This is a genomic window from Bacillus sp. AF62 (assembly GCF_050312695.1).
Taxonomy (GTDB): domain Bacteria; phylum Bacillota; class Bacilli; order Bacillales; family Bacillaceae_G; genus Bacillus_A; species Bacillus_A cereus.
This window is the reverse complement of sequence record NZ_JBNPJZ010000053.1, coordinates 1-19,061: the sequence shown is the minus strand read 5'-3', so window position 1 is coordinate 19,061 and position 19,061 is coordinate 1. Positions and strand designations below refer to the sequence as shown.

Below are 19,061 nucleotides of genomic sequence, written 5' to 3'. Positions count from 1 at the left end.
ATTCCCTACTCGTTTTTTAGCGCAAATTTTAAGTTTTCTATTTTATTTTTTAATACATACTAATTTCATTTCTGTCATTTCTTCTATTGCATATTTAATTCCTTCGCGCCCCGTGCCACTTTCTTTCACACCACCATAAGGCATATGATCTACTCTGAACGTTGGAATATCATTAATCATGACACCACCAACCTCTAGCTCATCAATTGCACGCATTGCTTTAAATAAATTATTTGTAAATACTCCTGCCTGTAAGCCGTAACGCGAATTATTTACTTGCTCAATCGCTTCATCAAATTCTTTAAATGTATTTACTGTCATGAGTGGACCGAATACTTCTTGGCACTGCACAGATACATGATCTGGAACATTTGTTAATACAGTCGGTTCAAAAATTCTTGCATCCCGCTTCTTACCACCGCATAAAACAGTTGCTCCTTCCTTGATTGCTTCTTGAACCCACATATCAATTCGCTCTACATCTTTTTTTGAAATTAAAGCTGATACATCCGTTTCCTCAAGCAGTGGATCACCAACAACAACTGATTCCATCGCTTTCTTTAGCTTCGAGAGAAATTCATGCATTTTCGTTTCATGTACAAAAACACGTTGTACGGAAATACAAACTTGCCCATTATTAACAAATGCTCCCCATTTTACACGTTCAATTATTTCATCTGTTAACTCTACATCTTCATCAATAATAACAGCAGCATTTGAACCTAGTTCTAACGTAACTCGTTTTAGCCCAGCCTTTTGTTTTATTCCGATTCCAACTTTTGGACTTCCGGTAAAAGTAATAGAAGCAACGTAATCATTTTTGACGATTGCCTCACCAACCGTGGCGCCAGGGCCAGAAATGATATTTAAAGCTCCATTTGGCAATCCTGCCTCTTCAAATAACTCAACTAATGCATAAGATGATAATGGCGTTTGATCAGCTGGCTTTAATACAACTGTATTTCCAGCAGCAATTGCTGGTCCAACTTTATGCGCTACTAAATTTAACGGGAAATTAAATGGTGTAATAGCCCCTATAACCCCAATCGGCTTTCGGATTGTATATGCAATACGCCCATCCGCACCAGGTGCGGCGTCTAATGGCAATGTCTCACCATATATACGCTTCGCTTCTTCAGCTGCAAATTTGTACGTTTGAACAGTACGATCTACTTCTCCCCTTGCAGCACGTATTGGTTTTGCAGCTTCTTTTGCAATAATCTCTGCAAATTCTTCTCTTCTTTCATCCATTTTTTGTGCAACTTTCTCTAAAATAGTCGCACGATCATATGCAGATAATTTATTCATTTTTATCATTGCATTTTTTGCAGCAGTAACAGCCTCTTTTACATCTTCTTCCGTTCCTTGTGCAATTTCCGCTAATGTTTCTTCAGAATATGGTGCGTATAATGGTTTATACGTGTTTACAGATTTCCAATTTCCGTTTATATATAAATGTTTTTTCATACTTCTTCTCCTTCCAAATATATGTATACAACAATACTTCACCTAGTGAAAGGTTCAACTTATGTCATTGTATCATAGCCCTTATCCCTCAAAAAACATTATGCTCAAAAAAACTCTGCTATATAGCAGAGTTTACGAGCTAATTTGCTCTTGTAACGGAATTTGTTTTTCATCTTCTAAAATAACAATCGATTCTACTATCTTTGTAACTTCTAATCTTTTTATATAATGTCCATCTAATTCTTTCACACAAAACTTATAATTTTCAATTTCAATGGAATCCTCTTCAGCAATCTCTATATTCTTCGTTAAAATCCAACCACCGATTGTATCAACACCATCATCATCAATCCCTAAACCAAATAACGTATTCACTTCACTAACAAGTACTTTTCCCTCTAGTATCGTCTTCGTTTCACTAACCTTTTGAATTTCTGGCTGCTCATCCGTATCAAACTCATCCTGAATATCTCCAACAATTTCTTCCAAAATATCTTCAACAGTAACAAGTCCAGATGTCCCACCATATTCATCTATCAATATAGCAATATGTGTTCTTTCTTTTTGCATTTTTAAAAACAAATCATGAATTGGAATAGAATCGATAACTAAAATAATTGGTCTCATATATTGCTCTACTGTCTTCTTATTAACAGCTTTATGTTGTACAAACTCAGTAAAAATATCTTTAAAATTCACAAAACCTATTACGTGGTCTTTGTCGCCATCAACAACTGGATACCTTGTATATTTTTCGCGAGACATTTTTTGCAAAGCTTCTTCAGCGGGCATTTCTTTACTTATAATATTCATTTCAGTTCGAGGTACCATTATTTCTTTTGCAATCCGATCATCAAATTCAAAAATTTTATTTACATATTTATATTCAGATTGATTAATCTCACCATTTTTATAACTTTCTGAAACTAACAACCGTAATTCTTCTTCTGAATGAACCTCATCATGCCCCTTCGGCGGTTTCAGCCCTAGCAGCTTCGTAATGATTCGAGCTGAACCATTTAATAGCCAAATGAATGGGAATGCAATACGATAAAAGAAAATTAACGGCTTAGAAACAAGCAAACTCACTTGTTCAGATTTTTGAATTGCAAATGTTTTTGGGGCCAATTCCCCTATTACAACATGTAAAAAAGTAATTAACAAAAATACTAAAGTTACAGCAAAAATGTCTGCTAGTTGAGTAGAGATATTCCAATTTGCAAAAAGCGTATCAAACATTTGCTTTAACGCAGGTTTACCAAACCACCCAATTCCTAAAGCTGTAACAGTAATTCCTAACTGACAAGCAGATAAATATTCGTCTAAGTTTGTAATGACTGTTTTGACCGATGTTGCACGATTATTTCCTTCTGCAATTAAATAGTCAATTCGTGAACTTCTCACTTTAACAATTGCAAATTCTGCTGCAACGAAAAATGCCGTTAAGGCAATTAAAACAATCACTATACTTATACTATATATGTCCAAATACTTTTCCTTACTTACATTGTAAGCAAGGAAGCCACCTCCTACTTAATTTTATTCAAGTGAAGTAAGCATTCTAATACTCTAACAAAATTCTACATTAGCAACCACCTTTTTATATATTATATGCATACATAAAAAAGATATTTATCATTATGATAATCTAATTCATTTACAATCGTCAAATTATTCTAAATGTTACGATAAAACATTTTTATTTAAACGAACTATTCTTCTCAACTCAATTTCGTGAAAAAACACTTTCTTTGCCGATTCCACACTTCTTTTGTCGCACTAGAAGGGAACTTACTTCATAGCTCGAAATCATTCAACAGGATATATATAGGAGGGATTATTTTGGAATATAAAACACCATTTATCGCAAAAAAATTAGGTGTTAGCCCAAAGGCTGTTGTCCGGATCGCGCAACAATTAAATCTTACGATAGAAAAAAACAAATATGGCCACTTTATTTTCACACAAGATGATGTCGATCAAATGTTAGAACACCATCTATTTCAAATAGAGCAGTCTCAAAATCCTCAACCTACTCAAAAGACTTCCTCAAATGAGGTTGAAGAATTAAAAACTCAAGTCAATACAATTGTTCAAAACATATCATCGAATGATTTTGAACAATTAGCTGATCAATTAAACACTATGACGAGAAGACTCGATCGAATGGAAGAACAAATGCAAGATAAGGCAAATGATGTCGTCACGTACCAACTTTTACAACACCGTCGTGAAATGGAGGAAATGTTAGAACGAATTCAAAAATTAGAAGCTGCCCTAACGAAAGAAGAACCCATTTATATTACTCCTGATTCAAAACCAACATACGAACGAGAAAAGAAACCAAAGCGCCGCAAAATGATTTTTAGTATATTTGGATTATAATTTTTAGACCCTTATTAAAATAATAAGGGTCTTTTTTAATGAAGAGTTATATCTTATAAAAATATTTTTCTCTTTATTATACATATTCACTTCGTTTTATTTCGTTAACATAATATTTTTACTGTATTCTGCAATTAATGCCTGTGCATGAGCATTCCCTTGAATCACATCGCGAAATTCTTTTAAAGAATACAAATGCGTAACCCCTTTTCGAGCATGAATTCTTACTGGTACACCTTGTAAAGTATCATGAAACTGAAATGGATTATCTATCGGTTCAATTGGAAAACCGAGTGTAAGTAAATACATATACATTCTTTTTGTTACTGCTGCAATGTACCATTCAGCTTTTGTTTCTAACGCATGTATAAATAAAATAGCTGTTAGCCTTTTGAAATGTCCTCTCCCACGAGACGTTTTCGAAATACTTAACTTGCCTATTTCATACACATTCTTCAAATCTTTTACTAAATCATTTTTAGAAAACGGATAGAAAAACTCAGAATTTGATTGTTCAGGTACCGTATACTTAATACATTCTACTGTACCAATAGGATGTTCATCTTCTATTAATAAAAATCGTGATGGATTTAAATTACGTTCTACGAACATTAAGTTTCTTTCTTCACAAAAATCTCCCCATAGTTGCTCGAACCCAAAATGCTCTTCCTTTGTTTGAACACGCTGGAACATATTTAACCGCCTTTCCCATCGTCGCTCTGTTTTTGATAACGCTTTCACTATCTATCATATAAGAACAAATCTTCGTATGCAACTAAAAATATTTATTACTTATTATATTCTGCAAAATGAATTAGATTCCAATTTAATCGACTTTTATCCCGCGCTCACATTCCTTTTAATAACACATTTGTATCACTTTTCAAATCTAACTTACAATATGTTTCTTTCCATACAGCATATAATTCTTCTTAATCTAAAAAAATCCTTTATGAAAAAGGATTTCTTTTACTTCTCAATGCTTTTTAACCACTTTTCAAAAATTTGTACCATCCCATGTTTTCCAGCTAATTTCTCTTCCCCTTGTTTCGTCTTATATGGATATAACTGCAAGAAAACACCGCATCCAGACTCAATTTTTTTACTATGCATATGGCTTCCTGGATATACACAAATGACTTCATAAATTGACCTTCGATAATAGACTCGCTTTCCATCCTGTTCTTCTACATACTTTATAGACCAATACTTATACATTTGCTCAGTTGCTTTCGTATTTCCGACGTGCTGAAAAATATTGTACATTGGACTATACTTCACTTCAATAATAATAGAAGATTTATATACGTATTTCCCATCTTCTTTTACATAACAGTCTAAACGAATATCTGGCTTCTTCGTATCCTCACCATTGTAAAAATTACTCCCTTTACTTAATGCAATAAGAGGATGTGTTTCAATTAAGTCATTAAATGCGACATGTACCTTTAAATCATCTCGTTGTAAAACTACTGTCGTTCCATCTTGTAATCCATCTACATAAAAATGTTCTTGTATTTGTTCACGAATGGAATTTCTAGCCTCAAAACCAATTTGCTCTAAAATTGAAATAACGATAAAAAAAGCGTAATATTCATACACTAAAAACGTTGGCTTATAAACAAATAATAACGATGGAGATTGATCCGTATATTGCGGGAGTACTTCTAAATGATGTAGTAATTGTTGATGTGGTATCGGTAAATCATGTAAGTTCATGTTACTTGTTTCAGTAACTTCCCTCCAAAACGAGGAGTGCATTAACATTTGAAAGTATTGTACATTTTCATGAACAATGTGCGCCAATATTTTATATTCTTGTATTTTCATTGAGCTCTTTCGTAAATCGGCTTCTTTTAGTAAATGTATATTTTTATATTTTTGCTTCTCTCTATCGGTTACTGATCCATTACGCTCAATTGTTTGTATAATCGTTTTTACGGCTTGAAACTCTTCTGATTTTTTCTTTTTTTCTCTTTCTAATATTTCAATTGTTTGACGTAAAAAACTTTTAGCTTCAATTAAATAATGATAAAATTGCATCGATTTATATTTAAGAAATGCATTTTCCTTACTATTTTTTTGTTCCATAAACTTACGATTATAATGTTTTGCATAAGGTTTTCTTTCTGCCACTATGGTTCCTTTTCTTGTTGGCTTTCTCTCTTTTCCTTCCCATTTATATGCATTTATAAATTTTGAGCTTGATTCTATTTTCTTAAAGATTTGCTTTATCATCTTCATTTTTTGGGGTAACTTTCTAAGCAAAACTAAATAAGAAGAATCCTCAATATCGCTAAGTGCAGAGAAAGTCTTTTTATAATAACCTCTATCCAAAATCAACTCATTTAAAATTGACTTCACATAGTCTTGAATCATTTCAAATTGATCATCAAAAAAATTTTTCGGTACGATTTGAAAAGCACCATAATACGTTGTATCTTCTATACGCACTTCAAAATGGTATAAACCACAGCGCCATGGATAAAAGAATTCTGTTTTCCCATGTTCATATATTAATACTCTTTGTTTTTTTTCATTTATTTCATATTGAGCCTCTTTTATATTTTTCTGTCCCTCATATACTTTATTCCATATAAAAGTAATATTCATTGGGATTTCATAATTGTACTGCAATCTAATCGGTTTTAATTCTTGTACTTTATAAATGCATTGAACTAATGCTGTAGTAGATGTACAAAGACGATTTAATAAAATATAATCTCCTTTCCCCTCATTTCCAATGATTAACTTTAATACAAAAGGGAGCGTTTCATTCGTATCAACGATTTTTGTTTCGTAACGCCCTTCATTTTGCATATCCATACAACTCCAGTTCCCTACGTTTTTCTCGTATATATGCTAAAGAGTGTTCAAATGTAGATACTCTGTTTGCAAGTGCAGATTGCAAAAGAGGTACTAAGGTCGCTCCCCTTTTTGCTTCTTCAGAAAGTAAAGAACCAACCATCATTTCGGTCCCTCTGATTTTCGTCAATACACGCTGCTTTATTTGTAAATCAAACCCTTCTTCTCTACTGATCATATAGGTATGGTTATTTTGGAACGGTATATTTTGCAAATAAGTCGCAATTGCGTTTGCACATCGGAAAGAAATTCCCTTAGACGCATCATGTGATGACAATACGACATGCAACTTATCTAATAGCTCTAATTCTTCTTCAGAAAACACTTCAATCATCGCTTTATTTCTCATCCAATTTATCCGAAATTCTCCCGCTGTTACTTTCAAAGGTGGGTGTAATACGACTTTCCCCAGTTCCATGCCCATCTCACAAAACGGAATTTTTTGTAACGTTATTAAGTTCGTTCGGTCTAATAATCGATCGGAGAGCTCTTTCGTTGTTTCATCAAAATTCACAGTACCTACAAATATAATATTTTCTCCAATTTCAATTGTTGATGGAATTGAATTCTCAATGTCCTGAACACCCTCATACAAGTTTAAAATACGATTTTTTGTTTCAAGTTGAATAACAGATAAAAATGGAGTAAACCAATGCTCAATATGTGACATGTTCATTTCATCAAAAACGATTATATACAGTTGATTGGGATTTTCTTTCGCCTTCATTAACGTCCTAACTAACTTCGTTTCACTTTCAATAAAAGTACCATTTGGATGAAGGTAACCAAGTAAATCATGTGGTTCTTGATACGATGGTGAAATTGGAATCCAAACCAATTCTTCCCCATACTGTAATCCTAATGCTTCTGCATAAGTTTGCACAAAACGTGATTTCCCAACGCCCGGTATACCACCAAGAATCGTTAACATATTTGTTTTTACACTTATATGGAAATTATATATATCCGTTGCATCCAAATATAGCCCTTTATTATGCACCATACTTTGTACATACTGTAAAAAGGACGATTCACGCTCATCCCATTCCCATTCATCTTTTTGCACTTTTATATCCTCTACTTCAACTAGCTTACCTTCTTCATGCATTCGTTTTTTTAATTGCTCATACACATGATCACTTACAAAATATAATTGATCTTCTACCGCTATTTCTACATACTTCGTCCAGTCACTGCAGTTTATATATTTACATTCACGTTTCTGTTCAAAATATGCGATTGAGCTAATTGATGACTTTAAGGATATGTTTCCATACAGTCTTCCATCGTGCCACAATAATTCGGGAGGCTCAAAGTCTTTCGGAAATTTTGGCATAAGAAATGATAAATAACCGTTGCTAAGTTTTCGTTCTAAAGATTCTCTTTTTTTATTATTTGTAACTTTAGGTGCCGGAATCATTTTATAGCTGCTTGCTATTTCTTTCGGTTCTTCTGTACATATTAACTCCACGTATACATTTCCTCTTTCATAATAAAGACGAAACATCACTAATTGCTTTTCTAATTTCCTCTTCTTTAATTCCAAAAAGATTTTTTCATTCTTTTTATTACTACATAATCCTTCAAATACATAGGGTTCATTTGCAAATTGTTCCTGTAAAGTGAATGGTATTGGCGATAAGCATTGTACAAAGAAATTCTCTCCACTCTTCTCTTTTTCAGCTTTTGTAAATTTCCCTAAAAATCTCATATAGTACATTCGTTTTATAAAACTTGGCTGAAGAGCTTTATGTAATTTCACCTTAGTCACCTTCTTTTTTCATACTATTCTTAGTGTATGAAAGAAACGAAAAACTAGAAATAAAAAACCTGACGTTATCCGCCAGGTTCAAAATTAAAACGTATATTAATGAGAAGGAAATGCTTTTTTCTCTTGTAAAATTGCATTATGAGCAATTTTCATTTTAGCAAGTACGTAACGTAATCGATCTTCAGCATTTTCATCTTTACTTTTTTGCAATTCCGCCAAATTTTCAACAGAACTTGCTAAATTCTCAATGACTCCTCTCAGCTCAGGATGATGATTAAAAAAAGATTCTTGCACTAATACTTTCCTTAACTCACTAGCTAAATCAATTATTCTAGACAGCTGTTCTTTTTCTTCCATTCTCATCCCTCCTGAATATCTTATGTAGTAAATATTCTCTAAACAAAGAAAAAAGCCCTTTAAATGAAAAGGACTTTTTACATTTTTATATTTCCAGTTAATAACATATACAGTGATGTGATAGCCGCAATAATAATTGCCCACATCACATATTTCTCTGCACCTGCAAAGCAACGGTTCCCTTGTTCTTTTCTTGCAAACGTGTAAACAATAATTCCAATTCCATACACAATTGAAACGAGTAGTAAATTCTTTAAACCAGCTGCATAAAGAAGCCATACAGAGTACATAGAAGCAATTAAAGCTAACGCTCCATTTTTTAATTTAGCGTCTTTTAGCTCGTTTGTAATGACTAATTTAAATTGGAATAACGCTGATAATAAATATGGTAATAAAATTGATGTTGATGCAATGAAATACATAATTTGATATGTTGATTCTGAAAACAGAACGATGATAAATATAATTTGGGCAACACCATTTGAAATCCATAATGCCATGTGCGGTGTTTGCTTTTTATTTGTTTTCGTAAAGACTTTCGGAAATACGCCATCTTTTCCGGCTACATGAGAAATTTCAGAAACAAGTAAAAACCAGCCAATTAATGTACCGACAAGTGAAGCAACTAACCCAATGTTAATCGCAACTGCACCCCATGGACCAACAACATGCTCTAATACATGTCCCATTGACGGAGTTTCTAGCACAGAAAGTTCGCTTCTTGTCATCGCTCCCATTGACAGAACAGAAATTAAAATATATATGGACATTACTAAAATAAGTCCCATTACTGTTGCCTTACCAACATCTCGGCTATTCTTCGCTCTTCCGGATAATACAACCGCTCCTTCAACTCCAATGAAAACCCAAAGTGTTACAAGCATTGTATTTTTCACTTGACCAAGTATAGCGGAAAGTGAGAAGGTTCCTTCTCCCCAAAAATCATGTGTAAATGTGTCCCAGCGAAAGGCTGTTACCATTACAACAATAAATAAAACGATTGGAACTAACTTCCCTATTGTTGCGATAACATTCATAATAGAAGCTTCACGGATTCCAAATAAAATTAGAAAATGAAGTGTCCATAATAAAAGTGATGCCCCAACGATAGATGCAACATTATTTCCTCCTTTGAAAATTGGAAAGAAATAACCTAATGTACTAAACAGTAACATAATTGTTGCGACATTACCTAAGATTCCTGCTAGCCAATATCCCCAAGCACTATTAAATCCAATATATTCACCGAAACCAGCACGTGCATAACTATAAATTCCACCTTCAAGTTCCGGTTTTTGTCTTGCTAACGTTTGATATACGAGCGCAAGTGGAATCATTCCCATCGCTGTAATACACCAGCCAATTATTATTGCACCACTGTTTGCTCCTACTGCTAAATCATGCGGTAAACTAAAAACACCGCCACCAACCATTGTTCCAACTACTAATGCGATTAACGGAAAAAATCCTAACTTCTTTTCTATTTGTACCACCCCATCTGTCATTCTAGGTGTTATGTTCGTTCAACTATTAAAGTCACCTTTTTCTCTAATAGACGTTTCTCTTATATTTTTTCAGGAAAACATTACTTATTCTAAAAGAAAATGAACAAAAATGGAATACTTTTTTGAAAAAATGTATAAGTATGCACAAAAAAACCGCTCATTTTGTAATGAACGGTCATTTCAAACATATAAATTTGTATATTTCTTGTAAATTTAACGAAGTAAATTCTCTTTTTCTAAAAATTGTTTTGCGACTTCTTCACTACTTTTACCATTTACGTTAACTTCATAATTCATTTTTCGCATTTCTCCATCTGTAATCTTTCCAGATAATTTATTTAATACCTTTTCAAGTTCAGGATATTTCTGTAACGTTTCTTTTCTTAATAATGGTGCTCCTTGATAAGGTGGGAATAACCCTTTATCATCTTTTAGCACTTTCAGTCCGTATTGCTCCAATTCACTATCTGTTGAATATGCATCAATTACGTTAACATCTCCAGATTGAATTGCGCTATAACGCAGCTTCGGCTCCATCGTTTTAACATTCGAGAACTTATAGTTATATAATTTTTGCATTCCTTTATAACCATCTTCACGATCAGCAAATTCCAATGTAAACCCTACTTTGGCTTCCTGCGCAACATTCCCTAAATCAGAAATTGTATTTATATTCTTTTGATCTGCTATTTTTTTCGGCATGGCTAGTGCATATGTATTGTTATACTCCATTGGCTTCAACATAACCATATTATATTTCTTTTCCATTCCAATGCGAGCCTGATCATATACTTCATCACGATTTGTGCTCTTTGGTTCTTCTTTCACGAAAGTAGATAAAGCTGTTCCTGAAAATTCTGGGTATATATCTACTTCCCCGGATTTCAACGCTTCAAATACAAATGCTGTTTTTCCAAGACCTGGTTTTAATTGTACGTTTAAATCGGTATCTTGTTCAATAAGCTGCTTATACATTTGAATTAAAATTTCAGGTTCTGATCCAAGTTTGCCCGCAATAACAATATCTTTCTTTTCTGTACTCCAAAGAAATGGAGAAGCAATCATTACTACTACTATACATATCGTCAATATAACATGCTTAGAAGAGCGTTTCGGTCGTTCAAGTATGCGAAGTACTATATCAAAGAATAAAGCGAGTAACGCGGCTGGTACGGCCCCTAAAATGATAAGTGCATGATCATTTCGATCTATGCCTAATAATATAAACTTACCGAGCCCACCAGCACCAATGAGAGCTGCTAATGTAGCCGTTCCAACAATTAATACCATCGCTGTACGAATACCGGCCATAATGATAGGCAATGCAAGCGGAAGCTCTACCTTCCACAGCCTTCTCCAACTATTCATCCCCATAGCTCTCGCGGCTTCTATTAGTGATTCATCTAATTCCCTTATTCCTGTATATGTATTTCGTAAAATAGGTAATAGTGCATACACAACTAATGCAATAATCGCTGGAAGTTTTCCGATTCCTACTAACGGAATTAATAGTCCGAGTAATGCAAGTGACGGCACTGTCTGCATTACTGCAGAAGTTCCTATTATAAATTCAGCCATTCGTTCTTTTCTTGTTAATAAAATGCCAAGTGGCACCGCTATAATTACTGCAAAAAATAATGAAATAAGCGATATTTGTAAGTGCTCACTTAATGCAGTTAGTAATTCTATTTTTCGTTCTTGGAACGTTTGTATAAAATTAGTCACTGTTTAGCCTCTCTCCTTCATTTGTTCAACAATGTAATTGACGATATGACGACTTGTTAACGCTCCAATATATTGACCGTTTTCTTCAACTGGAACGATCTCCTCATCACGCACACGAACTAACGCTTCTTGTAAAGAAGAATGTAATGATAGTGCCTGCCCTTCTAATTGCACACTTTGATCAAGCGGCAATACATCTGCTACACTTTTCTCCTCATACCAAGTTCGTCCACGATTTCCAATGAACTCCTCTACAAATTCATTTTTCGGATTATGTATAATTCCTTCTGGTGTATCTAGTTGAACAACTTTTCCATCTTTCATAATACAAATGCGATCTCCAAGTGATAATGCTTCTTGCATATCATGTGTTACGAACACGATTGTTTTTTGAATCTTTTTTTGCAACTGTACAATATCCTTCTGAAGCTGTTCCCTACTTAATGGATCTAACGCACTAAATGGTTCATCCATAAGAACGATTTTCGGGTTTGCGGCTAATGCTCGCACGACACCGACACGTTGTTTTTGTCCTCCTGACAATTCATCAGGCATACGATCTCGATATATATCCGGATCTAATCCAACCATATGTAACAAGTCATCGACGCGTGCTTTTATTTCCTTTTTGCTCCATTGCCTCATTTCAGGAACAACTGCAATATTTTCAGCGATTGTCATATGAGGAAACAATGCAATCTGTTGCAACACATATCCTATATCCCAACGTAATTCGTTTATATTATATTGTTGAATATCTTTTCCATCGATTAAAATCGATCCTTCAGTCGTTTCGATTAAACGATTAATCATCTTCATTGTCGTTGTTTTCCCGCAACCACTCGGACCGATGAGAACGAAAAATTCTCCCTTTTTAATTTCTAAATGCAATGAATCCACTGCTTTCGTGCCATCTTCATACGATTTTGACACATGATTAAATTGAATCACAAACACAACTCCTTTACTGTTGTTTCCTTTATTTTGATGGAATATGGCATTCATTTCAAATGATACGCTTTTAAATTAAAAAAGAGCTCGCATTTGAGCTCTAACGGTCGAACAATATTGTTTTCATAATAGCAGCATATTCGCGAACATACATTTTTCTCTTAGAACGAATTGGTGTTTCAGCAGCTAGCGCCTCCATCTTCATACCTAAACGCTTTGCAATTATTTTCGTTCGATATAAATGATATGTATTACTTACAACTACCGCATGTTTCACATTATATAAATCCATACTAAATTTTAAGTTTTCATACGTATTTGTAGATTGATCTTCTATTAAAATACGACTCTCATCTATACCGTGTACCATTAAATAATTTCTCATGCTATGAGCTTCCGGTATATCTTCATCTTCTCCTTGACCACCTGAAACAATTACTTTCGCTTCAGGATGGGAAAATAAATACTCCAACGCTACATCCAAACGATTTTGAAGAGATAAAGACGGTCTATCCCCAAATAACTTTGCACCCAGTATAAGAACGTACGGAGAGTGATAGCTCAACTTTTCACGAGCAACTTTGTTCATTCGAAACGTCATATAAATGATGTATAGTGGCGGTAATAATAAAATCATAAGAAAGATCCATTTGTTCATAAATAAGTATTCACTCCCTTTCTTGTTATTATATAGAAAAAGAAAGGGAGGCAGAAGTGTTTTTTCAAACCATTGATTTATTAGAAACATGCGCCGCTACTTTACGTTGGGATAGTACATAATAAATAGCGATTCCTAATGAGAAGATCAATATGCAGCTTAATACGTAAAACGGCAGCATGACTCCGACTTTAGATACACCCGCTGTAAACAACATTAATAATAAAATTCGTATTCCAGTACCAATTAGGCGAAATAAGCTGTCTACACGTCCCATTACTTCATTTGGAGTTTCCTCCATCATCAATACATTTCTCGCCACTCTTGTACCCGCATTTCCAACTGCATGAAAAATTGCAAGTCCATATAAGAAAATTACGGAAGGTTCAATACTCATTGCGGTAATTGAAATTACATAAATGAACATCGTCATAACGATTGAAACTTCTGTTTTGACATATTTCATTATGAGTGGAATACAGATTCCTGCAACAACCGCTCCGACACCGTACATCGTGCCCTCTATTGCGTATACAGAGGCATTGGCTTTGAGTATATCCGAAATATAAACTGGTATTAAATAATTTGCCATCATGACACCTATAAACGGCATATAAGTAGCCAGTAAGAACCAAAAGAGCTTAGGACGTTTTTTCATAAAGTGAATTCCTTCAAACAATTGCTTCTTAAATGTTATTTTTCTTTTCACTTCTTTTTTCTTTACGTACGGTATACATAAGAAAAGAAAAAATGCTCCAGCAAAAGTTAACATGTCTACTAACAAAATCCACTTCAAAGATACAATTTCAATTAAGAAGCTCGCGGCCGCTCCAGAAATAACTTGTGTTAACTGTCCTTGTATTTCCATCGTTCCACTTAAACTTTTATAATGTTCCGCTTGAAATATCTCTTGGTTGAACGCAAATATTGTAGGATAAAATAATAAATAGTAGAATGATCCGGCTATATAAATAAGAATATAGTGAATAGAATGATAAGGTTGCCCCGCAAATCCCCATATAACCATTATTCCAATTACGGCAATTCCGATTCCTTCGTTACATAACAATAAAGATTTTCTTGAAAAACGATCAATACTTTGCCCAATGAATGGTGTTAATAAAAACATAATGAGGGTTGCAATGATAGAAACATAACCAAACGTTGTCTCTCCTCCACTCTCTTTAATTAACAGCCACGGAATCGTTATCATAACAATTCCGGAACCAATAGCAGATAGACTATTGGCCCCTAGAATGTAATACAAGCGAGAATCATGATAAAGTGAGGACATATCACTCCACTCCTAGTTGCTTTTTCACCTCTTTATATACGCTCATATATGCTTTTAATTCTTTAACTACATCATGAATTAATGGTTTGGCATCTTCCCCAAGTTCACCATCTTGCACATGTAATCCATCAAGCACAACTTGTTTTGGAATGGCATTTGCATAAACACCTCTAGCGACCGTTCGCATGCTGTTTAATGCATTTATTCCACCTTTACCGCCACCAGCAACCGCTAACAACGCAACTGGTTTATGAATAAATTCACTACTACTTAAGTAATCTAAAGAGTTTTTCAGCGCACCGCTCATCGCATTATGATATTCTGGTGTACATAATACAACCCCATCCGCAGCTTTCACTAACGTTTTCAATTTTTTTACTGCCTCTAAATCACGTTGTGACTCTTCTCCATTGTATAAAGGTAACTCCTCAATTGCTAAATCATATAATTCCCCTTCAAATTGATCCGCAATATATTTTGCCACCACGCGAGTTCTACCAAATTTTCTTGGTGTACCGTTAATAACGACTAGTTTCATGATTCTTTCTCCCCTTTGTTTTCAAGTTCTACTTATATATTATCAGAAATTTCTATACAAAACACAATATAAAGAGTTAACTTGTTTCATAAAATAGTATGATAAACAAAAAAGAACTCATACTTTCGTATGAGTTTCGCACAATTACTTCGTTTCATCTCTCATGCTCAATGTACCTAAACTTTCATTTGCTTCAAAATGATTATATGCTTTTTCCGCTAATCTTTTCCGTTCTTCTGGTAATTCTATATATTTCATTACGTTTTCAATTATTTTTTCGTACGGAGTAAACACAATTCCTGGCCACTCTACCTCATCTTCTGGATTACTATTTTCGGAAATAATAAATTTCTTATTTGCGACTGCATAAGACACGCGAGGTGTTTCAAGAATTCCTGATAAATAAAAATGAATATTTAATATAATTTTAGCTCTAGCAATCAATTCATTTCTAACAATTCCCCACGCATTATTTTTAAAAACTATATTTAAATTCGGGGCAATCGCTTTTAGATGATCAAAAATAGCTTGTCGCCTCGGATTAAGAGCACCTATAAACAGAATATCAATATCTTCAATAATCTCATCTTCAAACGCATCTTTTTTTATTTCCAAAGTTGGAGCGTAGTTCATTTCTACATGTTTTATTTCTTTTCCTACCCCTTTTTGTTTAAGCCATTCTATATTTTGTTTACTATAATCCCAAATCACTCTATCTTTTAATAATATTAAATAAAGGGGGTGCGCATATGGACTTCCTTCGTATAGCTGTTCTAAATTATAAACAATTGCATCTTTCGGAAGAAGGTTCGGGTTATATGCGTATGTATGTGCTCCAAAAACAACTGTATTCTTTACATTTTCCAGTATTGTTTCTGATATAATTACTGTATTTCCCTCCTGCTCCAACCGCCACTTTAAAGCTCGCGCAACATCTATGAAACTACCATATGTCTTTGGGCATATAAAAAGACAATAATCATATTCTTTATTCAAATAAGCTTCCATTAATTTTAAATTATTTTTATATAAATCTACATCCGGATGTTTAAGTACTAACTCATTTGCATGTTTTCTTGCTACTTTATATAATCCAGCATAATAAGCAGCGATGCATCTTCTTAATTCGATTCTTTCACGATGTTCATCTAATACATCCATGTTTAAAAGAAGATTTGCGATACAATACGCTTTTAAATGATCACGATCATAATAATAGTCTAGTAGTGGCATCAATTCTTCATACGTATTTCCATGCACCGATTCTCCTAGTTCAATCGCCCATCGCATTAATTTCATGATTACTCCACTACTCCTTTAACCGAAAATGTATTTAATAAAATTTCGCATTATTCTCTACTACATTTGCTATATGAAATGGAATCTTTTCTTTAATCGATTCCAAATACTTTTGCGACACGGCCCCTAAATGTTTTTTATGCGGTATATAGAAAGCACTAATAGAAATTTCATAGTCAAATAAGTAATCATACACATGATAATCTACAAATAAAAGATCATCCTTTGGAAAAGGAATTTCCTTTCCTTGCCGAGCATACATCAAAGCAATATTGTTTTGAGATCGTAATCGATACAACCTTGCAAGTTGGTATAATGGTTCAGCCCGAGTTGGTCTATATTCCCACGCTTTTTGAAAATAAAAAACAGCTAATGCTAAATATTTCTCTTCTTGCCCTTTAACATTTTCTATTTCATCAGCATCTGTCACTTCATTTTGTTTATTTGCTGAACGATTTGCTAACTGCTCATAACAAAATCCTATTCGCAATAACGAATAGAATACCTCTTCAACCCACCCCCCTGCTTCCACTCGTTTTTTATACCATTTAATCGAATCTTCAAATTGACTTAAATGAAAATAAGTCTGAGCTAAATAAAATAAATATCTTATATGCAAATCTGGCGTTGTTTCTGGGTCGTTTATTCCTTGTAACAACAACCTCTCATCTCTTTCAAATTTATCAGCTTTACTCCCGCCATCTCCGGGATCATTCACGACAAGAGTCTCTAACCGATCTACCTTCGTATTGTAATTCGCTCCAACTTTTGAGCGATCTATATCCCAATACTCATGAGTAACACCGACAGATTTCCATGGTAAAGAAGCTTTCAAAAGACGTGTAAGCCAATATTTAATATGAACATCATATTGCAATGTAAGATAATGATCTTCCGTTAAGCTCGTTTTATCGAAATTCGGATCAACCTCTAAAATCATATCCGCATCTAATATTAATAAATAATCTGCTTCTGGATATGTTTTTTGCGCTAATGAAACAGCTAAACTTCTGTTATAACCAAAGTTTTTAAACGGCTCATGATGAACCGTCCCAGGTATCTCATTTTCCTTACACCAATTTTCAATAATTTCAGGCGTATTATCCGTCGATCCAGTATCACAAATAGAAACATAATCTACAATTGATTTTGTTGCATTTAAACATCTTTCCATAATTCTAGACTCATTTTTGACAATCATACAAAGACATAACTTTTTTTCTTCCTTTACAGACTTCACTTGCTCATTTCCCATTTAACCACCTCATATTTTATTAACACGCTCTTCTCATATGTAACAACATTTTTTAGCTATACTGATGACATAAGCACCCTTTTACTATTTATGAAAACTTCATTTTATTTATTCTTACTTTTATGTTGGGACATATTTCATACTTCGCTTTATATTTGATACAATCAATACAAAAAAACATAATACGGGAATCCGTACATTTCAAAGTCTAAGAGGAGGTTATATTTTGTTGGATTACATTTGGCTAGATGACAAATCACCAATTTTAGAACAACTACCAAGTAATTTTAAATCTGCAGCTATATTGCTACATCCATTTGTCCAAATGCCTTTAGGATGGGAAAAGTCTGTGAGAAAAAGACCATATGAGCACATCTATCCTAGCGCTGAAGAAATCATTCACAATGGGAAATCCGTTTCTTGGAAGGAAATGATGTCTTGTAGTGGATTACATTCATACGCAGACCTAGCAATGGCCATTTTGACTTCCATTAGTGCCTTTTCAGAAGAATATAAAAGAGAGGATTTAGCTGAAAAGCTACATTCAAACTTTAAAAAAAATCTTTATTATCCAACAGAAGATTATACGTCTATATTTTTATTACACAAATTACTTAAACTCCTCGGTTCTAAAGGTGCAAAAAATCTATATTTCTCTGAACCACTTCTTGATACAAACGGATTATTACAGGTAAATAATACTACTCCATTAGATATTTGGGACATTAGCAATAATGAGTTAATTATTACTGGAGAAGACAATGAGTATGCGTTTATGAGTATATACGATTCCTTTACAACCTTATTATTAGCTAAAGAAGAAAATATAGAATATATTGTTCAATCAATGAATGTTGAAGCTGTCATTTGTGACAAAAAAACGATGATTGATTGGTATTTTTAAATTAGTAATTTCTTAGAACCTGTTTAAAATCTTTTTAATAAAATCGCTACACCTGCCAATAAGCAACTCTGTCTGCTATTTTCAAGT

16 protein-coding genes are annotated in these 19,061 nt (G+C 33.7%); 2 read left to right on the top strand and 14 right to left on the bottom strand.

Features of this window, described 5'->3' with window-relative positions:
• Positions 1-42: 42 nt before the first annotated feature.
• Entirely contained in the window at positions 43-1,467 is a 1,425-nt protein-coding gene (locus ACQRBL_RS10945) for an aldehyde dehydrogenase family protein (protein WP_000716480.1), read from the bottom strand.
• Positions 1,468-1,599: 132 nt separating this feature from the next.
• The gene (locus ACQRBL_RS10940; protein ID WP_015055122.1) at positions 1,600-2,955 is read right to left on the bottom strand and encodes a hemolysin family protein; all 1,356 of its coding nucleotides are present in this window, start codon (positions 2,953-2,955) and stop codon (positions 1,600-1,602) included.
• A gap of 354 nt (positions 2,956-3,309) precedes the next feature.
• Here ACQRBL_RS10940 and racA point away from each other — a divergent pair, with 354 nt between their 5' ends.
• On the top strand, positions 3,310-3,852 hold the full coding sequence (racA, locus tag ACQRBL_RS10935) for a chromosome-anchoring protein RacA (RefSeq protein ID WP_000456014.1): 543 nt from the start codon (positions 3,310-3,312) through the stop codon (positions 3,850-3,852).
• Between the two features lie 96 nt (positions 3,853-3,948).
• Here the strand turns inward: racA and ACQRBL_RS10930 are convergent, their stop codons facing one another.
• The 12 genes from ACQRBL_RS10930 to ACQRBL_RS10875 all read right to left on the bottom strand — a co-directional run bounded on the left by ACQRBL_RS10930 (position 3,949) and on the right by ACQRBL_RS10875 (position 18,070).
• Positions 3,949-4,545 carry a hypothetical protein gene (locus tag ACQRBL_RS10930; protein ID WP_000487795.1) on the bottom strand — a complete coding sequence of 199 codons (597 nt, stop codon included), beginning with the start codon at positions 4,543-4,545 and terminating at the stop codon, positions 3,949-3,951.
• Positions 4,546-4,821: 276 nt separating this feature from the next.
• Positions 4,822-6,672, bottom strand: a complete 1,851-nt coding sequence (locus tag ACQRBL_RS10925) for a hypothetical protein (RefSeq protein ID WP_001178725.1) — start codon at positions 6,670-6,672, stop codon at positions 4,822-4,824.
• Entirely contained in the window at positions 6,662-8,479 is a 1,818-nt protein-coding gene (locus ACQRBL_RS10920) for an AAA family ATPase (protein ID WP_411996216.1), read from the bottom strand. Before ACQRBL_RS10920 ends, ACQRBL_RS10925 begins: the two co-directional genes overlap by 11 nt.
• 105 nt (positions 8,480-8,584) lie before the next feature.
• Positions 8,585-8,845, bottom strand: coding sequence for a hypothetical protein (locus ACQRBL_RS10915; RefSeq protein WP_000391447.1), 261 nt, complete (start codon positions 8,843-8,845; stop codon positions 8,585-8,587).
• 77 nt (positions 8,846-8,922) lie between these two features.
• Complete coding sequence (locus ACQRBL_RS10910) at positions 8,923-10,350, bottom strand: basic amino acid/polyamine antiporter (RefSeq protein ID WP_098250541.1); 1,428 nt, start codon at positions 10,348-10,350, stop codon at positions 8,923-8,925.
• Between the two features lie 213 nt (positions 10,351-10,563).
• A complete protein-coding gene (locus tag ACQRBL_RS10905; RefSeq protein ID WP_411996217.1) occupies positions 10,564-12,075 on the bottom strand; it encodes an ABC transporter permease/substrate-binding protein in 1,512 nt (503 codons plus the stop codon).
• Positions 12,076-12,078: 3 nt separating this feature from the next.
• Complete coding sequence (locus tag ACQRBL_RS10900; RefSeq protein ID WP_000614073.1) at positions 12,079-13,026, bottom strand: ABC transporter ATP-binding protein; 948 nt, start codon at positions 13,024-13,026, stop codon at positions 12,079-12,081.
• Positions 13,027-13,126: 100 nt separating this feature from the next.
• Complete coding sequence (locus ACQRBL_RS10895) at positions 13,127-13,684, bottom strand: YdcF family protein (protein ID WP_001045718.1); 558 nt, start codon at positions 13,682-13,684, stop codon at positions 13,127-13,129.
• A gap of 64 nt (positions 13,685-13,748) precedes the next feature.
• Positions 13,749-14,978: an MFS transporter gene (locus tag ACQRBL_RS10890; RefSeq protein WP_023521845.1), complete on the bottom strand. Its 1,230-nt coding sequence runs from the start codon at positions 14,976-14,978 to the stop codon at positions 13,749-13,751.
• A gap of 1 nt (position 14,979) precedes the next feature.
• On the bottom strand, positions 14,980-15,516 hold the full coding sequence (locus ACQRBL_RS10885; RefSeq protein ID WP_000780355.1) for an NADPH-dependent FMN reductase: 537 nt from the start codon (positions 15,514-15,516) through the stop codon (positions 14,980-14,982).
• A gap of 144 nt (positions 15,517-15,660) precedes the next feature.
• Entirely contained in the window at positions 15,661-16,815 is a 1,155-nt protein-coding gene (locus ACQRBL_RS10880; protein ID WP_023521844.1) for a hypothetical protein, read from the bottom strand.
• A gap of 34 nt (positions 16,816-16,849) precedes the next feature.
• The gene (locus tag ACQRBL_RS10875) at positions 16,850-18,070 is read right to left on the bottom strand and encodes a tetratricopeptide repeat-containing glycosyltransferase (RefSeq protein ID WP_023521843.1); all 1,221 of its coding nucleotides are present in this window, start codon (positions 18,068-18,070) and stop codon (positions 16,850-16,852) included.
• A 139-nt stretch (positions 18,071-18,209) separates the two neighbouring features.
• Between ACQRBL_RS10875 and ACQRBL_RS10870 the strand changes: the two genes are divergently transcribed.
• Positions 18,210-18,974, top strand: a complete 765-nt coding sequence (locus ACQRBL_RS10870) for a DUF2711 family protein (RefSeq protein ID WP_043924654.1) — start codon at positions 18,210-18,212, stop codon at positions 18,972-18,974.
• The last annotated feature ends 87 nt before the right edge of the window (positions 18,975-19,061 follow it).